The sequence below is a fragment of the Polaribacter sp. genome (assembly GCF_965660385.1).
In the GTDB taxonomy this organism is placed as follows: Bacteria; Bacteroidota; Bacteroidia; order Flavobacteriales; family Flavobacteriaceae; genus Polaribacter.
Map to the genome: position 1 here is coordinate 133,724 of NZ_CBFHZT010000001.1, position 17,292 is coordinate 151,015.

The 17,292-nt window shown below is 32.2% G+C and carries 16 protein-coding genes; 10 read left to right on the forward strand and 6 right to left on the reverse strand.

The window, feature by feature from the left end; genetic code table 11:
* The first annotated feature begins 13 nt into the window (after window positions 1–13).
* The 3 genes from sufC to ACTG3V_RS00615 all read left to right on the forward strand — a co-directional run bounded on the left by sufC (window position 14) and on the right by ACTG3V_RS00615 (window position 2,435).
* A complete protein-coding gene (sufC, locus tag ACTG3V_RS00605) occupies window positions 14–763 on the forward strand; it encodes a Fe-S cluster assembly ATPase SufC (protein WP_439130176.1) in 750 nt (249 codons plus the stop codon).
* A gap of 108 nt (window positions 764–871) precedes the next feature.
* Window positions 872–2,185, forward strand: coding sequence for a Fe-S cluster assembly protein SufD (sufD, locus tag ACTG3V_RS00610; RefSeq protein ID WP_439130177.1), 1,314 nt, complete (start codon window positions 872–874; stop codon window positions 2,183–2,185).
* Between the two features lie 79 nt (window positions 2,186–2,264).
* The gene (locus ACTG3V_RS00615; RefSeq protein ID WP_439130178.1) at window positions 2,265–2,435 is read left to right on the forward strand and encodes a hypothetical protein; all 171 of its coding nucleotides are present in this window, start codon (window positions 2,265–2,267) and stop codon (window positions 2,433–2,435) included.
* 1 nt (window position 2,436) lies between these two features.
* Here the strand turns inward: ACTG3V_RS00615 and ACTG3V_RS00620 are convergent, their stop codons facing one another.
* Both ACTG3V_RS00620 and ACTG3V_RS00625 read right to left on the reverse strand, forming a co-directional pair.
* Entirely contained in the window at window positions 2,437–2,982 is a 546-nt protein-coding gene (locus ACTG3V_RS00620; protein WP_439130179.1) for a hypothetical protein, read from the reverse strand.
* Between the two features lies 1 nt (window position 2,983).
* Window positions 2,984–4,363 (reverse strand): RtcB family protein, encoded by a 1,380-nt coding sequence (locus ACTG3V_RS00625; protein WP_439130230.1) that lies wholly within the window; start codon window positions 4,361–4,363, stop codon window positions 2,984–2,986.
* Window positions 4,364–4,633: 270 nt separating this feature from the next.
* Here ACTG3V_RS00625 and ACTG3V_RS00630 point away from each other — a divergent pair, with 270 nt between their 5' ends.
* Window positions 4,634–5,632, forward strand: coding sequence for a helix-turn-helix transcriptional regulator (locus ACTG3V_RS00630; protein WP_439130180.1), 999 nt, complete (start codon window positions 4,634–4,636; stop codon window positions 5,630–5,632).
* Between the two features lie 10 nt (window positions 5,633–5,642).
* Here the strand turns inward: ACTG3V_RS00630 and ACTG3V_RS00635 are convergent, their stop codons facing one another.
* The 3 genes from ACTG3V_RS00635 to ACTG3V_RS00645 all read right to left on the reverse strand — a co-directional run bounded on the left by ACTG3V_RS00635 (window position 5,643) and on the right by ACTG3V_RS00645 (window position 8,730).
* Complete coding sequence (locus ACTG3V_RS00635) at window positions 5,643–6,935, reverse strand: aminopeptidase P family protein (protein WP_439130181.1); 1,293 nt, start codon at window positions 6,933–6,935, stop codon at window positions 5,643–5,645.
* 55 nt (window positions 6,936–6,990) lie between these two features.
* A complete protein-coding gene (locus tag ACTG3V_RS00640; RefSeq protein ID WP_439130182.1) occupies window positions 6,991–8,319 on the reverse strand; it encodes a DEAD/DEAH box helicase in 1,329 nt (442 codons plus the stop codon).
* Between the two features lie 144 nt (window positions 8,320–8,463).
* The gene (locus ACTG3V_RS00645) at window positions 8,464–8,730 is read right to left on the reverse strand and encodes a GlsB/YeaQ/YmgE family stress response membrane protein (protein ID WP_439130183.1); all 267 of its coding nucleotides are present in this window, start codon (window positions 8,728–8,730) and stop codon (window positions 8,464–8,466) included.
* Window positions 8,731–8,869: 139 nt separating this feature from the next.
* Here ACTG3V_RS00645 and ACTG3V_RS00650 point away from each other — a divergent pair, with 139 nt between their 5' ends.
* The 6 genes from ACTG3V_RS00650 (at window position 8,870) to ACTG3V_RS00675 (ending at window position 16,468) form a co-directional block, all read left to right on the forward strand.
* The gene (locus tag ACTG3V_RS00650) at window positions 8,870–11,701 is read left to right on the forward strand and encodes a VPS10 domain-containing protein (protein ID WP_439130184.1); all 2,832 of its coding nucleotides are present in this window, start codon (window positions 8,870–8,872) and stop codon (window positions 11,699–11,701) included.
* On the forward strand, window positions 11,702–12,199 hold the full coding sequence (locus ACTG3V_RS00655) for a hypothetical protein (RefSeq protein ID WP_439130185.1): 498 nt from the start codon (window positions 11,702–11,704) through the stop codon (window positions 12,197–12,199). It begins immediately after the preceding gene.
* Entirely contained in the window at window positions 12,200–12,808 is a 609-nt protein-coding gene (locus tag ACTG3V_RS00660) for a DUF6973 domain-containing protein (protein WP_439130186.1), read from the forward strand.
* 155 nt (window positions 12,809–12,963) lie between these two features.
* Window positions 12,964–13,638 carry a succinate dehydrogenase cytochrome b subunit gene (locus ACTG3V_RS00665; RefSeq protein ID WP_439130187.1) on the forward strand — a complete coding sequence of 225 codons (675 nt, stop codon included), beginning with the start codon at window positions 12,964–12,966 and terminating at the stop codon, window positions 13,636–13,638.
* Window positions 13,639–13,647: 9 nt separating this feature from the next.
* Window positions 13,648–15,648 (forward strand): fumarate reductase/succinate dehydrogenase flavoprotein subunit, encoded by a 2,001-nt coding sequence (locus ACTG3V_RS00670; protein ID WP_439130231.1) that lies wholly within the window; start codon window positions 13,648–13,650, stop codon window positions 15,646–15,648.
* Between the two features lie 79 nt (window positions 15,649–15,727).
* The gene (locus ACTG3V_RS00675; protein WP_439130188.1) at window positions 15,728–16,468 is read left to right on the forward strand and encodes a succinate dehydrogenase/fumarate reductase iron-sulfur subunit; all 741 of its coding nucleotides are present in this window, start codon (window positions 15,728–15,730) and stop codon (window positions 16,466–16,468) included.
* 148 nt (window positions 16,469–16,616) lie between these two features.
* Here the strand turns inward: ACTG3V_RS00675 and ACTG3V_RS00680 are convergent, their stop codons facing one another.
* Window positions 16,617–16,829 (reverse strand): helix-turn-helix domain-containing protein, encoded by a 213-nt coding sequence (locus tag ACTG3V_RS00680; RefSeq protein WP_439130189.1) that lies wholly within the window; start codon window positions 16,827–16,829, stop codon window positions 16,617–16,619.
* Window positions 16,830–17,292 lie beyond the last annotated feature (463 nt).

The following is a 17,292-nucleotide window of genomic DNA, read 5'->3' on the forward strand; positions in this document are numbered from 1 at the left end:
TAGCTTAGAAACAATGTTAAAAATTAACAATTTACACGCTGCAATTGAAGATAAATCAATTATTAAAGGATTGAATTTAGAAGTAAACGCTGGTGAAGTTCATGCAATTATGGGACCTAATGGTGCTGGTAAAAGTACTTTGGCAAACATTATTGCTGGTAAAGAAGATTACGAAGTTACAGATGGAATTATAGAATTAGATGGCGAAGATATTAGCGAATTAGCTCCAGAAGAAAGAGCACATAATGGCGTATTTTTATCATTTCAATATCCTGTAGAAATTCCTGGAGTTTCTGTAACCAACTTTATCAAAACTGCTATCAACGAAACCAGAAAAGCAAAAGGTTTAGAAGATATGCCAGCTAAAGATATGTTGAAGAAAATTCGTGAGAAATCTGAATTGTTAGAAATTGATCGTAAATTTTTATCACGTTCTTTAAACGAAGGTTTTTCTGGAGGAGAAAAGAAACGTAATGAAATTTTTCAAATGGCAATGTTAGAGCCAAAATTAGCCATTTTAGATGAAACAGATTCTGGTTTAGATATTGATGCTTTGCGTATTGTTGCAAATGGCGTAAATAAATTAAAATCTAAAGACAATGCTGTTATTGTTATTACCCACTACCAACGTTTGTTAGATTATATAGTACCAGATTTTGTGCACGTTTTACACGATGGAAAAATTGTAAAAACTGGTGATGCTTCTTTAGCTTTAGAGTTAGAGGCAAAAGGGTATGATTGGATTAAACAGGAATTAGTATAGTTAAAAGTTTATAAAGTAAAAAAGTTTAAAAGTTGGATAAGTAATAAAGATTTTTGAAAAAAGAACTTTAGAAACTTTAAAAACTTTCAACTTTAAAAACTAAAAACAATGGAATTAAAAGACAAAATATTATCATCTTATGTCGCTTTTGAAAATGAAGTAGATATGAATTCTGATGTACACGAAATTAGATCTAAAGCTTTAGAGAATTTCGAAAAATTAGGTTTCCCTACAAAAAAGTTAGAAGCTTGGAAATACACTTCCTTAAATACAATCTTAAAAAAAGATTATAGTATTTTTCCTGATAGACAAAAAGCAATTGAATTAGCAGATGTAAAAGAGTATTTTATTCATGATATAGACGCTTACAAAGTTGTTTTTATTGACGGAAAGTATAGTTCATTTTTATCGCAAACCACACATGATCATTATGATGTTTGTTTAATGTCATCTGCTTTAAGTAGCCCAAAATACAAATCAGTAATTGATACCTATTTTAATAAAGTTGCCAAACAAGATAATTTAACCGCTTTAAATACTGCGTTTGCAAAAGAAGGTGCTTACATACACATACCTAAAAATACAGAGGTTAAAAAACCAATACAAATTATCAATTTTACTACAGGTTCTGAAGTAGCAACAATGGTGCAACCTCGTAACTTAATTATTGTTGAAGAAAATGCACACGTTCAAATTATAGAACGCCATCAAAGTTTAACATCAAATGCTGTTTTAACAAATGCGGTTACAGAAATTTTTGCAGCTAAAAGTGCTACTGTAGATGTGTATAAAATTCAGAATGATGATTTAAATGCTTCTTTAGTAGATAACACGTACATTGATCAAAAATCAAATAGTGTAGCTTCTGTACATACCTTTTCTTTTGGAGGAAATATTACCAGAAATAACCTAAATTTCTATCAAAATGGAGAGCATATCGATTCTATTTTAAAAGGAGTTACGATTATTGAAGGGAAACAACATGTAGATCATCACACCTTAGTACATCATATTGAGCCAAATTGCGAATCGCATCAAGATTATAAAGGTATTTATGACGAGCGTTCTACAGGGGTTTTTAACGGAAAAGTAATTGTAAATAAAGAAGCTCAGAAAACCAATGCTTATCAACAAAACAACAATGTTTTGGTAAGCGATAAAGCTACTATAAATGCAAAACCTCAGTTAGAAATTTTTGCAGATGATGTAAAATGTTCTCATGGTTGTACTATTGGTCAGTTAGATGATGATGCTTTATTTTACATGCAACAACGTGGGATTCCGCAGAAAGAAGGTAGAGGTTTACTAATGTTTGCTTTTGCCAATACGGTTTTAGAAAGTGTAAAAATACCAGAAGTAAAATCTAGAATTACAAAATTGATAGCTCAAAAATTAGGCGTTAATATTGGTTTTGAATTGTAAGCATCACAATTGCTTTTATATATTATAAAAACCACGCTACTTGCGTGGTTTTTTTGTAATTTTAGTAAAAATTTAAATGATGAATAAAAAACTTAAAGCATTTTTTTTAGCGAGTTCGGTTGTGTTGCTTGGTTATGGAATTTATTCATTAGAGCCTTTTAAAGATATGGATAATAGCCGCGCTTATAGCTTTATGGCATTTGGGTTTGTTGCTTTAATTCTTAGTTTGATAAAAGAAAAAGAAAAGTAAATTATTTCCAGAATTCATACCATTTTTTATCTACTTTATAGTTTATTGGAATTCCATTTGCTAATACAGCATACTTTTCTTCAACAGTTGAAGCCTCTCTTAAAGTAGTTACTAATTCAGAACTTAAAAAACAGATATCATCCAAAATATTTTTTTGAGATTCATATTTCATGTATAAAAATCCTAATCGGTCTGATAACTCAATAAAATTCCAAATTAAATCGTAATCGTCATCATAACAAAATAAATCTAAAGCCTTCTCAAACCATTTTATTTTATCAGAATCTATATCAGATTTTATGATTTTTTGGCAATATAAATTAACTTTATAGATTAAATGAACTCGTTTATCTTTAGGCTTATCAAGTGTTTTTAGTATCAAATCTTTATAATTATCCAATCTATAGTTGATGTTTACTAAATCAAAAAGTAATTCATTTTTAAGTAAATCTTCAGTTTCAACTTTTTTATAGAGCATCATCTCAAAAGCATCTTTGGGCAGAATGTTTAGTAAAAGTTCAATAGATTTCTGCTTAATTTCTTTCATTTTATTTCTTTTTATCCTGTCTCCTTTTATTTCTCCAAGGTGCATTTTTTTGCCAATTACCAGCCATAATACAACCAAAAGGCAATACTTCATCTATAACTTCTCCTAACCCAAACTCATCCATTTGATTTCTTACAGTTGCTGCATTTTTGTAGGCAGTTGGCAACTCTGTAATATCAATTTCATTTGAGAAAAATCGGATATCTAAACCTTTAGTTTCGGTTGCAAAAATTTCCTCATTTGTACCTGTTTTACTTTTTCTATGTTGAGTTCTACTCACGTTTCTACCTGCTCCATGAGGTGCAAAACCCAAGTTGTTTTCGGTAGTGTTACCTTCTACAATTAAAACAGGTTCAGCCATATTTAAAGGAATCAATCTTGGGCCAGTAATATCTGGCATAAACTTAGCATCTAAAGGAGTTGCACCTTTTGCGTGATAAAATAAATCGCCATCTTTAAACACAAAATTATGTTCGTTCCAGAATCTATTTTCTTGCTGAATTCCAAGTTTTTGTAAAGTAGCATCGTGTAAAACTTCGTGGTTTTTCTTTGTCCATTTTCTAATGATTTGCAAAGCTTCCCAATAGTTTTTACCTTCTTCAGTATCAAAAGGAATCCAAGCATTTTGTTTTAAGGTTTTAGGCGACAATTCTTTTCTGAATTGCTCAGCAATTTTCATTCCTCTACTGTATAAATTTGCACCAAAACCTCTAGAACCATGATGTGTAATTAACATTGTATTTCCTGTTTTTTTAGATTTTCCTACAAACAAAAAATGATTTCCATCTCCTTGTGTACCTAAATGACTTCTTGCTGCTGAAATACATTTTTGATTGTTCAAAAACGGGTTAGCTTCAATTTCAGCTAATAAATCCGCAGGAAAACGAAATTGTGTATTTCGATCTCTACCTCCAGGACCAAAATGTGTAATGGAATGTGCAGCATCTAAAACAGCTTTTGGATTGGTATCACCAAAATCGGTTAACATCACTGAGCAACAAATATCTGCAGAATGCATTCCTGGATGAATGGCGTTTTTGGCAACTACAATTCCACCAACAGGTATGGTTCCAGAAGCACCTGTTGGGCAAGCATCTGGCATAATTGCACCGTCTACAATTGTTGGGGTTTTCATCAAAACTTCCATCGATTTTGTAACAGAATTCACGTTAATCTCTTCTAACTCGTTTTCTGCTTTTATATTGATTTTAAAATCAGCTGGGTTTTCTAATAAACCAATAGTTTCCACTTTAAATTGCTCTAAATAAACAATCATTTCATCCTTAGATAAAGCATTATCGTTGATATGTGCAATTGCTTCTGGAAACCATTTTGCAGATTTAAAACCCAATGCAATAATTTCTTTTCCTGTTATTTTCATTTTATGTTCCATTTTTTTGTTTTTTTTTAGCTCAAATTTTAATTAGGTTGCTCCACAAACGCCTCGTTTTGTGGAGCGATTACTTCAATAAGAATTCTATATTCTTACAATTCCACTACAAACATCTTGTTCTAATGCGCAATGTTTTTGCGTAGATAAAATAAATAGTTATTTTTATCAATAATTATAATATTTAAACAAGTTTTCGATACAAAATTTCTGAAAAACAAATTTCACTCGAACTGACAATTCTTAATAATTTATAAATTAATGGCATCTAACAAAAACGCACTTATCAGATACAAAACCATTGATTATTGTTTACGCAATAACTTTAAAAAATGGACTTTAGACGATTTAATTGAAGCTTGTTCTGATGCTTTGTACGAATATGAAGGAAAAGACATCAATGTTAGCAAACGTACTATTCAGTTAGATATTCAGTTAATGCGAAGTGATAAATTAGGCTACAATGCACCTATTGAAGTTTATGAAAAACGCTTTTATAAATATGCAGAACCTAATTATAGCATCACTAATATTCCTGTAACTGATAATGATGTAAAAGTGATGAATGATGCTATTCAGTTATTACGTCAATTTAAAGATTTTTCATTATTTAAAGAGATGAATGGGGTGCTGCAACGTTTGGAAGATTCTGTATATTCATCACAAAAAAATAATAAATCGATTATTCATTTAGATAAAAATGAACAGTTAAAAGGATTGGAATTTATAGATCCGTTATACAATGCTATTCAACAAAAAAAGGTATTAAAAATTAGATATCAATCTTTTAAAGCCCATAATGCAAGTGATATGATTGTGCATCCTCAATTATTAAAAGAATTTAATAACAGATGGTTTTTATTGTGTTTAAACAAAAATAAGTACTATACATTAGCTTTAGATCGAATTATAGCCACCACTCAAAATGATACTATTGAATATGTAGATCATGAAATTGATGGAGATGTATATTATAAAGATGTAATTGGGGCAACCGTTTCAAATACAAGACCTCAAAGGATTCAGTTTTGGATCGAAAAAAAGAATGCGCCCTATGTAATTACAAAACCATTTCATCGCTCTCAAAGAATTATAAAATATACTGATGATGGAGTAATCTTTAACATCTTCGTTCAAATTAATTTTGAATTAGAAAGAAGGATATTGGGATATGGAGAGTTGATAGAAATTATAAAACCAGAGAATTTTAGGAATCGTATCTTAGGAAAACTACACAAAGCCATTCAAAATTATAAATAATTTTTGTTACTTAACGATTCATCAATTCTTCAATTTCATCAGCTTCAATAGGTATATTTTGCATTAAGTTAAAAGGCGCACCAGTTTCTTGAATCACAACATCATCTTCTAAACGAATTCCAAAACCTTCATCAGGAATGTAAATTCCAGGTTCTACAGTAAAAACCATGTTAGCTTGCATAGGTTCATGTAAAAGCCCATAATCGTGAGTATCTAAACCAATATGATGACTGGTGCCATGCATAAAATACTTTTTATAAGCTGGCCACTTAGGATCTTCATTTTGCACATCAGCTTTGTCTAGCAAACCGAGATTTAGTAATTCTGATGTCATTATTTTACCAACTTCTACATGATAATCTTTCCAAATGGTACCAGGAGCCAAGAGTTTTGTAGCCTCTTTTTTAACATGATTTACAGCATTATAAACTGCTTTTTGTCTTTTTGTAAATCTACCATTTACGGGTATAGTTCTACTCAAATCACTTTTATAATTCGCATATTCTGCAGCAGTATCAAACAAAATTAAATCGCCGTCTTTACACTGTTGATTATTCTCTACATAATGCAAAACATTGGCATTGTTTCCTGAGGCAATTATAGGGGTATATGCAAAACCTTTAGACCTGTTGCGTACAAATTCATGTAACAATTCTGCTTCAATTTCATGTTCCCAAACACCAGGTTCTACAAAATTCAATATACGTCTGAAACCTTTTTCGGTAATGTTGCAGGCTTGTTGCATTAAATCTAATTCAATAGGGTCTTTTACAGAACGTAAACGCTGTAAAATAGGATTGCTTTTGGCAACAGAATGTGCAGGATATTTAGCCAACAACCATTTTGTAAAACGATCTTCGCGTGTTTCTGTTTCTACGGATGCTCTATAATGTTCGTTTGTGTTGATGTAAAAAGTATCAGCATAAGCACTCATTTCAAACAATACTTTTTCTAGATCTTGCAACCAATAAACCGTTTTAATACCAGAAGTTTTAAAAGCGGCTTCTTTAGTTAACTTTTCACCTTCCCAGACTGCAATATGCGCATTGGTTTCTCTTACAAATAAAACTTCACGTAAATCCTCATTTGGGCAATCAGGAAAAAGTAGTAATATACTTTCTTCTTGGTCTACGCCACTTAGATAAAAAATATCTCTATGTTGCTCAAAAGGCATTGTGCTATCTGCACCTATTGGGTAAATATCATTCGAGTTAAAAACCGCTAAACTATTAGGCTTCATTTGTGCCATAAAGTTTTTGCGGTTTTTTATAAAAAGAGTCGAGTTTATTTGTTGATATTTCATGTTAATTTGAATTTAAGTAACAAATGTAGTAATTAAATCATCAACAAAAAAAGTACTAAAAACGCTTCTTTTTAGGAGCGCCACTTCTGCCTCTTCCAGTAGCTGGTTTTGGTTTATTCCCTTTAAAATGAGGTTTCCTTCTCTGTGCTGAACTTGTTTCAGCATCCTTCTTTCTATTTGAATTACCGGCTTTTTTCTTTTTTCCAAAAGAACCCTTACTTTGAGTAGCCGCTCTTTTTGGTGGTGCAGTATCTTGAGGCTCAAAACCTGCTACAATTTCGGTATGAAGTTTTTCATCAAGAAGTTTTTCAATTTCTTTTTGATATTCGGTTTCTTCACTACAAACCAAAGAAATAGCTTCTCCTGCAGCACCAGCTCTACCAGTTCGTCCAATTCTATGCACATAATCTTCAGGTACGTTTGGTAGTTCATAATTCACTACATGTGGTAATAAAGGTATGTCTAAACCACGAGCAGCAATGTCTGTAGCTACCAATACTTGAATGCTATTGTCTTTAAAGTTTTTCAAGGCTTTTGTTCGTGCTCCTTGACTTTTATTACCATGAATAGCAGCTGCAGCTATTTTTGATTTTATCAATTTTTCTGTCAATCGATTTGCACCATGTTTAGTTCGTGTAAAAATTAAAACTTGATTCCAATTGTTTTCTTTAATCAGTTGAATGGTAAATTCTGTTTTTCTTTTTTTATCAACCTTAAAAACCTTATGCGTAACTTTTTTAGCAGTTGAATTTTGTGGCGCAGTTTCTACTTCAACAGGATTATGCAATATGCCATTGGCCAACTTTTTAATGTCTTTTGAGAATGTTGCAGAAAACATCAAGTTTTGGCGTTTCGCAGGCATAAAACTAATAATTTTATTAATGTCTCTCACAAAACCCATATCCAGCATTCTATCTGCTTCATCTAAAATTAAAACGTCTATACGTTTAAACGAAACTGCTTTTTGCTCATGTAAATCTAATAATCTGCCAGGAGTAGCTACTAAAATATCAACCCCTTTGCGTAATGTTGCAATTTGACTAGCTGCTTTTACACCACCAAAAACTACTGTAGATTTTATGTTTACATATTTGCTATACTCTCTAATATTATCATATACTTGGGCAGCTAATTCTCTTGTAGGAGTTAAAACCAAAGCACGTAATGGTCTGTATTTTGGATGTTTTGTTTCAATTAAATACTGCAAAACAGGTAAAGTAAAACCTGCTGTTTTTCCTGTGCCTGTTTGGGCAGATGCTAAAACGTCTTTTCCTTCTAAAATATGTGGAATTGCTTTTTGCTGAATAGGTGATGGTTTTGTGTATCCTTTCTCAGCAACAGCTTTTAAAAAGGGTTCAGATAACCCTAAAGATTTAAATGTCATAAATAATGTTTAAGAAATAACTGAAGTGTTCTTTCTAAATAAGGTGTAAATGTAGTAGGATTCTTTTGTATTTACCTTGGTATTTGTGTAAAATACAAAAAGATGCCTTATAAAGCATCTTTTATACGGTAAACAGTAACGAAATTATCGCCTTTTAGGACGTGCTCCTCGCAAAACACCAACTAAAAATAAAATAACAATAGCCCCAGATGCACCAATAATAATTTGATTTAAAATTGCGTTTCCAACATCAATATGTATGCCGAGTTTACCATATAGCCAATCTCCAACAAAACTACCAGCAATACCAATTATAATGTTTACAATTAAGCCAAAACCATTGTTTTTCATTAACATATCTGCAATATAACCGCAAATTGCCCCAATAATTAATGTGTATAAAATGTTCATTTTATAAAATTTAAGTGATTAATTGTGTACAATTTAGTAAAAATTAACAATAAAAAAGAAAAGTTGTCTTTTAAAACTAATATTTTAGTCAAAAATTTTCTTTTTTTTGATGCATACCAACCCAAACAACTACCTACTTATGAAAAAAATCGTCGTATTTAGCTTTACTCTTTTTACAGCAATAGTTTTTAGTCAAGGTTCACCAACTAAAGCTTCAACTATTCAAAAAGGATTAGAGAATAAGGCAAAATTAGCAGCAACTTCTTTAGTCAAAAACATCAATTTTACCAACATTGGGCCAACAGTGATGAGTGGTCGAGTTGCAGATGTTGCAGTAAACCCAGAAAACCCTACTGAGTTTTATGTTGGGTATGCTTCTGGTGGTTTATGGTACACCAATAACAACGGAACCACTTTTACACCAGTTTTAGACAATTCTCCAACACAAAATATTGGTGATATTGCTGTAGATTGGAACTCAGGCACAATTTGGGTGGGTACAGGTGAAAAAAATTCATCAAGATCAAGTTATGCAGGTATTGGAATGCTAAAATCACCTGATAAAGGCAAAACTTGGCAAAATGTTGGCTTGCTAGATTCGCATCACATTAGTAGAATTCTCATCAACCCAAAAAATCCCAACGAAGTTGTAGTAGGGGTTATTGGGCATTTGTATTCATCAAATGAAGAAAGAGGAATTTTTAAAACCTCAGATGGAGGAAAAACTTGGACCAAAAATTTATTCATCAATAAAGATACTGGAATTATAGATGTAGCTGTGGCTCCTAATAATTTTAAAGTAATGTATGCAGCATCTTGGGAAAGAGAACGTAAAGCTTGGAATTTTGACGGGGATGGAAAAAATTCATCAATTTATAAAAGTACAGATGCAGGAAATACTTGGACTAAAATTTCTGAGAAAAGTGTTTTCCCAGTTGGTGATGGCGTAGGTAGAATAGGTTTAGCCGTTTTTAACGAAAACACAGTATATGCTCTGCACGATAGCCAGTTTAGAAGACCCAAAGACAAAAATAAAAAACCTTCGGATGCTTTAACGAAGGAAGATTTTAAAACCATGTCTAAAGAAGAGTTCTTAAAAACTGCTAACAAAAAATTAAATGCCTATTTAAAAAATAATGGTTTTCAAGAAAAGTATAGAGCAGAGAATGTAAAACAAATGGTACGAGTTGGTTCTGTGAAACCAATTGATTTAGCAAAATATTTAGAAGATGCAAATTCCATGTTATTTGATACACAAGTAATAGGCGCAGAGGTTTTTAAAACAACCAATGGTGGAAAATCTTGGAAAAAAACGCACAAAGAGTATTTAAATGGGGTATACAGTTCTTATGGATATTATTTTGGTGAAATAAGAGTAGATTTACAAGATGAAAATGGAATTTATGTTTTAGGTGTCCCAATTATAAAATCTAAAGATGGTGGTAAAACATTTACCTCAATTAGTAGAGAAAATGTACATTCAGATCATCAAGCATTGTGGGTAAACCCAAAAAAATCAGGGCATATTTTAAACGGTAATGATGGTGGTTTAAATTTGTCTTATGATGACGGAGAAAGTTGGATAAAACTAAACGATCCAGCAGTTGGGCAATTTTATTCGGTGTATGCAGACAATCAAAAGAATTATAAAGTTTACGGTGGTTTGCAAGACAATGGGGTTTGGGTTGCAGATCATAATGCAAGAATTGATAAAAGTTGGCATCAAAGAGGACAAAATCCTTACGAGTCAATTATGGGTGGAGATGGTATGCAAGTTCAAGTTGATGAAAGAGATCAAAATATTGTCTACACTGGATACCAATTTGGGAATTATTTTAGAATTAACAGAGAAAAAGGCAAGCAAAAATACATTCAACCAAAACATACTTTGGGTGAAAATCCCTATCGTTTCAATTGGCAAACACCTATTCATTTATCAAAACACAACCAAGACATTTTATATTTAGGAGGTAATAAATTGCACCGTTCTTTAAATCAAGGTGATGATTGGGAAACCATTTCAGACGATTTAACTACAGGAGGTAAAAAAGGAAATGTTGCTTATGGAACTTTAACCACAATTTCAGAAAGTCCGTTTCAATTTGGTGTAATTTATACAGGATCAGATGATGGTTATATCAATCTTACAAAAAATGGAGGAGGAAGTTGGACAAGGGTTTCCAATAATTTACCTCAAAATTTATGGGTATCTAGGGTTATTGCATCAGCACATAAAAAAGAGCGAGTTTATGCAACCTTAAATGGTTATCGTTTTGATGATTTTACGCCTTATGTATATCTGTCTGATGATTATGGACAAACTTGGAAAAATATAGGAGAATCTATTCCTACTTCACCAGTAAATGTAATTAAAGAAGATCCTAAAAACGAAGATATTTTATACCTTGGTACAGATAATGGTTTGTATGTTTCTTTTGATAAAGGAACTTCTTGGCAAGTTTTTGATAAAAATTTACCCAATGTTGCTGTGCATGATTTGGTGATTCAACCCAAAGCAAAACACCTAATTGTGGGTACACATGGTAGAAGTTTATACAAGGCAGATATTGAGCCTTTACAAAAAATGACAACGAAAGTTTTAGCAAAATCTATTCATATTTTTGATGTTCAGGATATTAAAAAAAGCAGAAATTGGGGGCGTTCAAGAGGGCAATGGAGAGATGCTTACGAACCAAAAATCACTATTCCTTTTTATGTAAATACAAATAAAGAAGTAACTGTAAGTATTTATAAAGAAGATATGGAGTTAAACTCAATAACAATTAAGGCAGATAAAGGATATAATGAAGCTACTTACAATCTTTCATTTTCTAAAAAAGGATTAAAAGAATACAAAAAGCGGTCTAAAAAACCAAAAATTGGTGCAGCACAAAATGGAGTATTTTATTTACCACAAGGAAAATATACCATTAAAATTGACGATGATAAAAACAAATTCGAGATAAAATAGATGAAAATAGTACTTTTATTTGTAATGCTATGTTTTGCGATTCAAGCAAATTCGCAATCTAAAGAGGTATATCAAAGCATAAAAAAAATCACTAATGAAACACAACAATTGGTAAGTGTTAAAAAGGGTCAAAAAATTGATACGGCTGCTTTTAGAAAACTCTTTTTACCAACAGCTCATTTCACGGTTGTTGGCAAAGAAGATGGAAAACAAATACACGAAACCATGAACTTGAATGACTTTTTAGAAAGTTTAACTGACGAATATTATACTCAAGGTTATTTTGAGGTTAATCAAGGTCAAATAATTGAAGAATATAATGGCATTGCACAAGTCATTGAGAGTTTTTATGGCAAAGACTCTGAAGGTGTTAAAGGTTATGGTGTAAATAGTTATCAACTCATTTATTCGAATGATAGATGGTGGATAGCCAATATGATTTGGACAATGAGTTTAAATGAAGGAAAAGATATCCCCAAAAAATACCTAAAAAATTAAATGAAATTTTTGTTTTGCATACTAATGCTGAATGTTATGGTTTCATTTGGGCAGTCCAATCCTAAAAACTTTTTTGTATTGTCTGGTCCTGCAAAAAAATGGGTGTTATTACATCCTTTAAAAGCTAAAAAAGCACTTAGAATTTCTTTAGAAGCAAAACGAATTTCAGATTCTATCCAAAAAACAAACCTACTAGATGGTGATGGCTCAGGAGGTAAAGTAGATGCTTTTAGGCACGCTTTTTGGATGGCAAGATTGCATCAAGAATTAGGGAAATCTGCTGCAAGAAGCTTAGGCAAAGCACATGAAAAAGAGAATTATATCACTTTTAAAGAAAACAAGCTAGAAGATGGTGTTGCACCAGATGAAATATCATCAAAAATGGATTTATGGAACAACGAACAAGGGTTAAAGTTGATTAATAAAGGAAGTAAAATTCCTAAAAGCGGATTGATTTTTAGAGTTATAAACGCCATAAAAACGGGTAAGATGAAAATCATCAAAAAAGATGAAAAAGGCAATTTTTTAACTTGTGATGGTGCTAAAATAGCTCCTAAAGAATTAATTGGAAAGTGGAAGAACAATAAGTGTTTGGTTGCTTCAAATTAAAATCAGCGTCAAAATAATGCTAATAATCAAGTTTTTGTTAAACGTTTAACCAGTTTATTTAAATTAATTCTAAATACGAGTGAAAACGCACTAAAATCCTTGTAATACAACTCCTTTAGCCGTAAATTTGTGTTCAAAATTTTAACCAACAAACAATGAGCGGATTTTTCAAATCTTCAATAGGAAGAAAAGTGTCAATGGCACTCTCAGCATTTTTTCTGATGTTCTTTTTATTACAGCACTTAACAATTAATATTTTGTCTGTGTTCAGTCCAGACTTATTCAACGAAGTTTCACATTTCATGGGTACAAATCCAGTTGTGCAATTTGCACTACAGCCAGTTTTAATCTTTGCTGTAGTATTTCATTTTGTAATGGGTTTTATCTTAGAATTGCAAAACAAAAAAGCAAACGGAGCTGGTTATGCTAAAAATAATGGCGCTGCAAATTCTACTTGGTTTAGTAGAAATATGATTTGGAGTGGTTTAACCATTTTAGCATTCATCCTTTTACATTTTATTGATTTTTGGTTCCCAGAAATCAATACCAAATTTATTCAAGGCGATTGGTCAGGAACTATGGAAGGCATTGAAGGTTTGCGTTACCATGAAGAATTAGTGCATAAATTTGTAAGTCCATTAAGAGTGGGTGCTTATGTTTTAGCATTTGTTTTTTTAGGCTTGCACTTAGCACACGGTTTTACTTCTGCATTTCAATCAGTTGGAGCAGCTTCTCTAAGAAAAAAATTAGAGAAAGTAGGAGTCGCATATTCAATTATAGTGCCTTTAGGGTTTATCTTTATTGCACTTTATCATCACCTTAACCATTAATCTTATTCAATTATGGCTTTAGATTCAAAAGTACCTCAAGGTCCACTTAAAGATAAATGGACAGATTATAAAAATAAAATTAACTTGGTAAATCCTGCCAACAAACGTCATATAGATATTATTGTGGTGGGTACAGGTTTAGCAGGTGGTTCTGCTTCTGCAACTCTAGCAGAATTAGGCTACAATGTAAAAGCATTTGCTTACCAAGATTCTCCACGTAGAGCACATTCAATTGCAGCTCAGGGTGGTATAAACGCAGCAAAAAACTATCAAGGAGATGGAGACTCTACCTACAGATTATTTTATGATACTGTAAAAGGTGGAGATTATAGATCTCGTGAAGCAAACGTATATCGTTTAGCAGAGGTTTCTGCAAATATCATAGATCAATGTGTGGCTCAAGGTGTACCTTTTGCACGTGATTATGGTGGTTTGTTAGACAACCGTTCTTTTGGTGGAGTTTTAGTTTCTAGAACTTTTTATGCTAAAGGACAAACAGGTCAACAGTTATTATTAGGTGCATATTCTGCAATGAACAGACAAATTGCACGTGGTAAAATAGAAATGTTTAACAGACATGAAATGTTAGATGTTGTTATTGTTGATGGTAAAGCAAGAGGAATCATAGCACGTAATTTAGTTACTGGAGAAATTGAGCGTCATGCTGCGCATGCAGTGGTTGTAGCTTCAGGAGGATATGGAAATGTATATTTCTTATCAACAAATGCAATGGGTTCTAACGTAACTGCTGGATGGAAAATCCACAAAAAAGGAGCGTATTTTGCAAACCCTTGTTATACACAAATTCACCCAACTTGTATTCCACGTTCTGGAGATTATCAATCAAAATTAACGTTGATGTCAGAATCTTTACGTAACGATGGTCGTATTTGGGTGCCTAAACATTTAAAAGATGTTGAAGCAATTAGAGCAGGTAAATTAAAACCTACCGATTTAAAAGAAGAAGATAGAGATTACTATTTAGAAAGACGTTATCCTGCATTTGGTAACTTAGTACCAAGAGATGTAGCCTCTAGAGCAGCAAAAGAACGTTGTGATGCTGGTTATGGTGTAAATGCAACAGGTGAAGCTGTGTATTTAGATTTTGCAGCATCGTTTGAAAGATATGGAGCTGAACAAGCAAAGGTAAAAGGGATAAAAAATCCTTCTAAAGAACAAATTATAGATTTAGGTAGAGAAATCGTTAAAGCGAAATATGGTAACTTATTTCAAATGTACGAGAAAATTGTAGATGAAAATCCATATGAAACACCAATGATGATTTATCCTGCAGTGCATTACACTATGGGTGGTGTTTGGGTTGATTATAATTTAATGACTACAATACCTGGTTGTTATTGTATTGGTGAAGCAAATTTTTCAGACCATGGAGCAAATAGATTAGGAGCATCTGCCTTAATGCAAGGTTTAGCAGATGGTTACTTTGTATTGCCTTATACTATTGGAGATTATTTAGCAAATGATATTAGAACTGGAAAAATTTCTACAGAAACTCCAGAATTTGACGAAGCTGAAAAATCAGTAAAAGATAGCATCCACTTTTTTGTAAACAATAAAGGAACGCATTCTGTAGATTATTACCACAAAAAATTAGGAAAAATTATGTGGGATAAATGTGGAATGTCTAGAAATGCTGAAGGTTTAAAAGAGGCAATTCAAGAAATATCTGAATTACGTAAAGATTTCTGGAAAAACGTTTCTGTTCCTGGAGGTGCTGATGAGTACAATGAAGAGTTGGCAAAAGCAGGTAGAGTTGCAGATTTCCTAGAATTAGGAGAGTTATTTGCAAAAGATGCCTTAGTAAGAGAAGAATCTGCTGGAGGACACTTTAGAGAAGAATATCAAACTCCAGAAGGAGAAGCAAAACGTTTAAAAGAATTCCAATTTGTTTCTGCATGGGAGTATAAAGGAGAGCCAAAAGATGCAGTATTGCATAAAGAAGCTTTAGAGTACGAAAACATAGAAGTAAAAGAAAGAAGTTATAAATAATATAGTTGATGGTTGATGGTTGTTGGTTTCTGGAAACAAAAACTAACAACAAACAACTAGAAACCAAAAACTAAAAAATATGAATTTAACACTTAAAATTTGGAGACAGAAAGACGCTAATTCAAAGGGTCAAATGGTAGATTATAAAGTAACTGAAATTTCAGAACACATGTCTTTTTTAGAAATGATTGATGTTTTGAATGAAGGTTTAGTGGCTAAAGGTGAAGAACCTATAGCTTTTGATCATGACTGTAGAGAAGGTATTTGCGGTATGTGCTCTATGTATATTAATGGTGAAGCCCATGGACCAGACAGAGGTATAACAACCTGTCAATTACACATGCGTATGTTTAATGATGGTGATACCATTACTATTGAGCCATTTAGAGCAGCAGCATTTCCTGTAATTAAAGATTTAGTGGTAGATCGTTCTGCTTTTGATAGAATTCAACATGCTGGAGGTTACATTTCTGTAAACACTTCAGGAAATACTCAAGATGCAAACTCAATTCCAATTGCTAAAGAAGCTGCAGATACTGCTATGGATGCTGCCACTTGTATTGGTTGTGGAGCTTGTGTAGCTACTTGTAAAAACAGTTCTGCTATGTTATTTGTGGGTGCAAAAGTATCTCAGTATGCATTATTACCACAAGGACAAGTAGAAGCTGCAGATCGTGTTAAAAATATGGTAGCACAAATGGATTTAGAAGGTTTTGGAAACTGTACAAATACAGGAGCATGCGAAGTAGAATGCCCAAAAGGAATTTCTTTAGACAACATAGCAAGAATGAACAGAGAGTTGATGAAAGCGTCAGTTTAAAACGTCCTTTCGAGTTTTCACGAAGCAATCGTTAACATCTAGCTTAAAATAATGTTCGATTTTACAGTAAAATAGAATCGAAAAAACTTAAGATTGACATAATAAAATTAAACCCAAAACAGTATTGTTTTGGGTTTTTTAGTTATAACTATATTTCTTTAAAAAAATCTTTTAGGCTTGTATCAAGGATTTTTAAGATCATTAGAAAACGTTCTAAATCTAACTTAGTATGTCCATTTTCTAATTTTGAATACGCTGTACTAGTTAAACACACTTTTTCACCTATTTGATGCTGGGTAAACCCTTTTTCTCTTCTAAGTAAGCGTAGTTTGTTTAAAATAGCTTCATATTCGTCTTTCACAAAGTAAGTGAAGTAGTTATTCTTTTTCACAAATGCAAAATTAGTAAATTTTTTTCATAAAAAATGTTCCATTTAGCCCTCCCCATTTATGGGGAGGATTTTGCGTTTTTATCCCTATAAATGGGGAGGGCTAAATGGAAAGTCATTTGCTTGTTTCTATTAAAAATCTTTCTCAAATTTGGACAAAAGAAATTGCTATGAAAATTTATTTTGAAAGTACAAGCTAATAAACACAACTGTTTTAGTTTTGTCTACTGTCTACTGTCTACTGTCTACTGTCTACTGTCTACTGTCTACTGTCTACTGTCTTATAAAAAACCTCCGCTTGCAGAAATAAGAAATATAAAAACCTTGCAAATAAATGTATCACTTAAAACCATTGCCTATGTAAATAAACAACAACAAGCAGAGGAAGTGCTACAAAAGTAGCATTTTTTCTACAAGTTTTTAGATGTTATTTAAA

Bases quoted from the DNA above. Each gene is read 5' to 3' on its own strand.
- sufC (WP_439130176.1), top strand. From the start codon at position 14: ATGTTAAAAATTAACAATTTACACGCTGCAATTGAAGATAAATCAATT.
- sufD (WP_439130177.1), top strand. From the start codon at position 872: ATGGAATTAAAAGACAAAATATTATCATCTTATGTCGCTTTTGAAAAT.
- ACTG3V_RS00615 (WP_439130178.1), top strand. From the start codon at position 2,265: ATGAATAAAAAACTTAAAGCATTTTTTTTAGCGAGTTCGGTTGTGTTG.
- ACTG3V_RS00620 (WP_439130179.1), bottom strand. From the start codon at position 2,982: ATGAAAGAAATTAAGCAGAAATCTATTGAACTTTTACTAAACATTCTG.
- ACTG3V_RS00625 (WP_439130230.1), bottom strand. From the start codon at position 4,363: ATGAAAATAACAGGAAAAGAAATTATTGCATTGGGTTTTAAATCTGCA.
- ACTG3V_RS00630 (WP_439130180.1), top strand. From the start codon at position 4,634: ATGGCATCTAACAAAAACGCACTTATCAGATACAAAACCATTGATTAT.
- ACTG3V_RS00635 (WP_439130181.1), bottom strand. From the start codon at position 6,935: ATGAAATATCAACAAATAAACTCGACTCTTTTTATAAAAAACCGCAAA.
- ACTG3V_RS00640 (WP_439130182.1), bottom strand. From the start codon at position 8,319: ATGACATTTAAATCTTTAGGGTTATCTGAACCCTTTTTAAAAGCTGTT.
- ACTG3V_RS00645 (WP_439130183.1), bottom strand. From the start codon at position 8,730: ATGAACATTTTATACACATTAATTATTGGGGCAATTTGCGGTTATATT.
- ACTG3V_RS00650 (WP_439130184.1), top strand. From the start codon at position 8,870: ATGAAAAAAATCGTCGTATTTAGCTTTACTCTTTTTACAGCAATAGTT.
- ACTG3V_RS00655 (WP_439130185.1), top strand. From the start codon at position 11,702: ATGAAAATAGTACTTTTATTTGTAATGCTATGTTTTGCGATTCAAGCA.
- ACTG3V_RS00660 (WP_439130186.1), top strand. From the start codon at position 12,200: ATGAAATTTTTGTTTTGCATACTAATGCTGAATGTTATGGTTTCATTT.
- ACTG3V_RS00665 (WP_439130187.1), top strand. From the start codon at position 12,964: ATGAGCGGATTTTTCAAATCTTCAATAGGAAGAAAAGTGTCAATGGCA.
- ACTG3V_RS00675 (WP_439130188.1), top strand. From the start codon at position 15,728: ATGAATTTAACACTTAAAATTTGGAGACAGAAAGACGCTAATTCAAAG.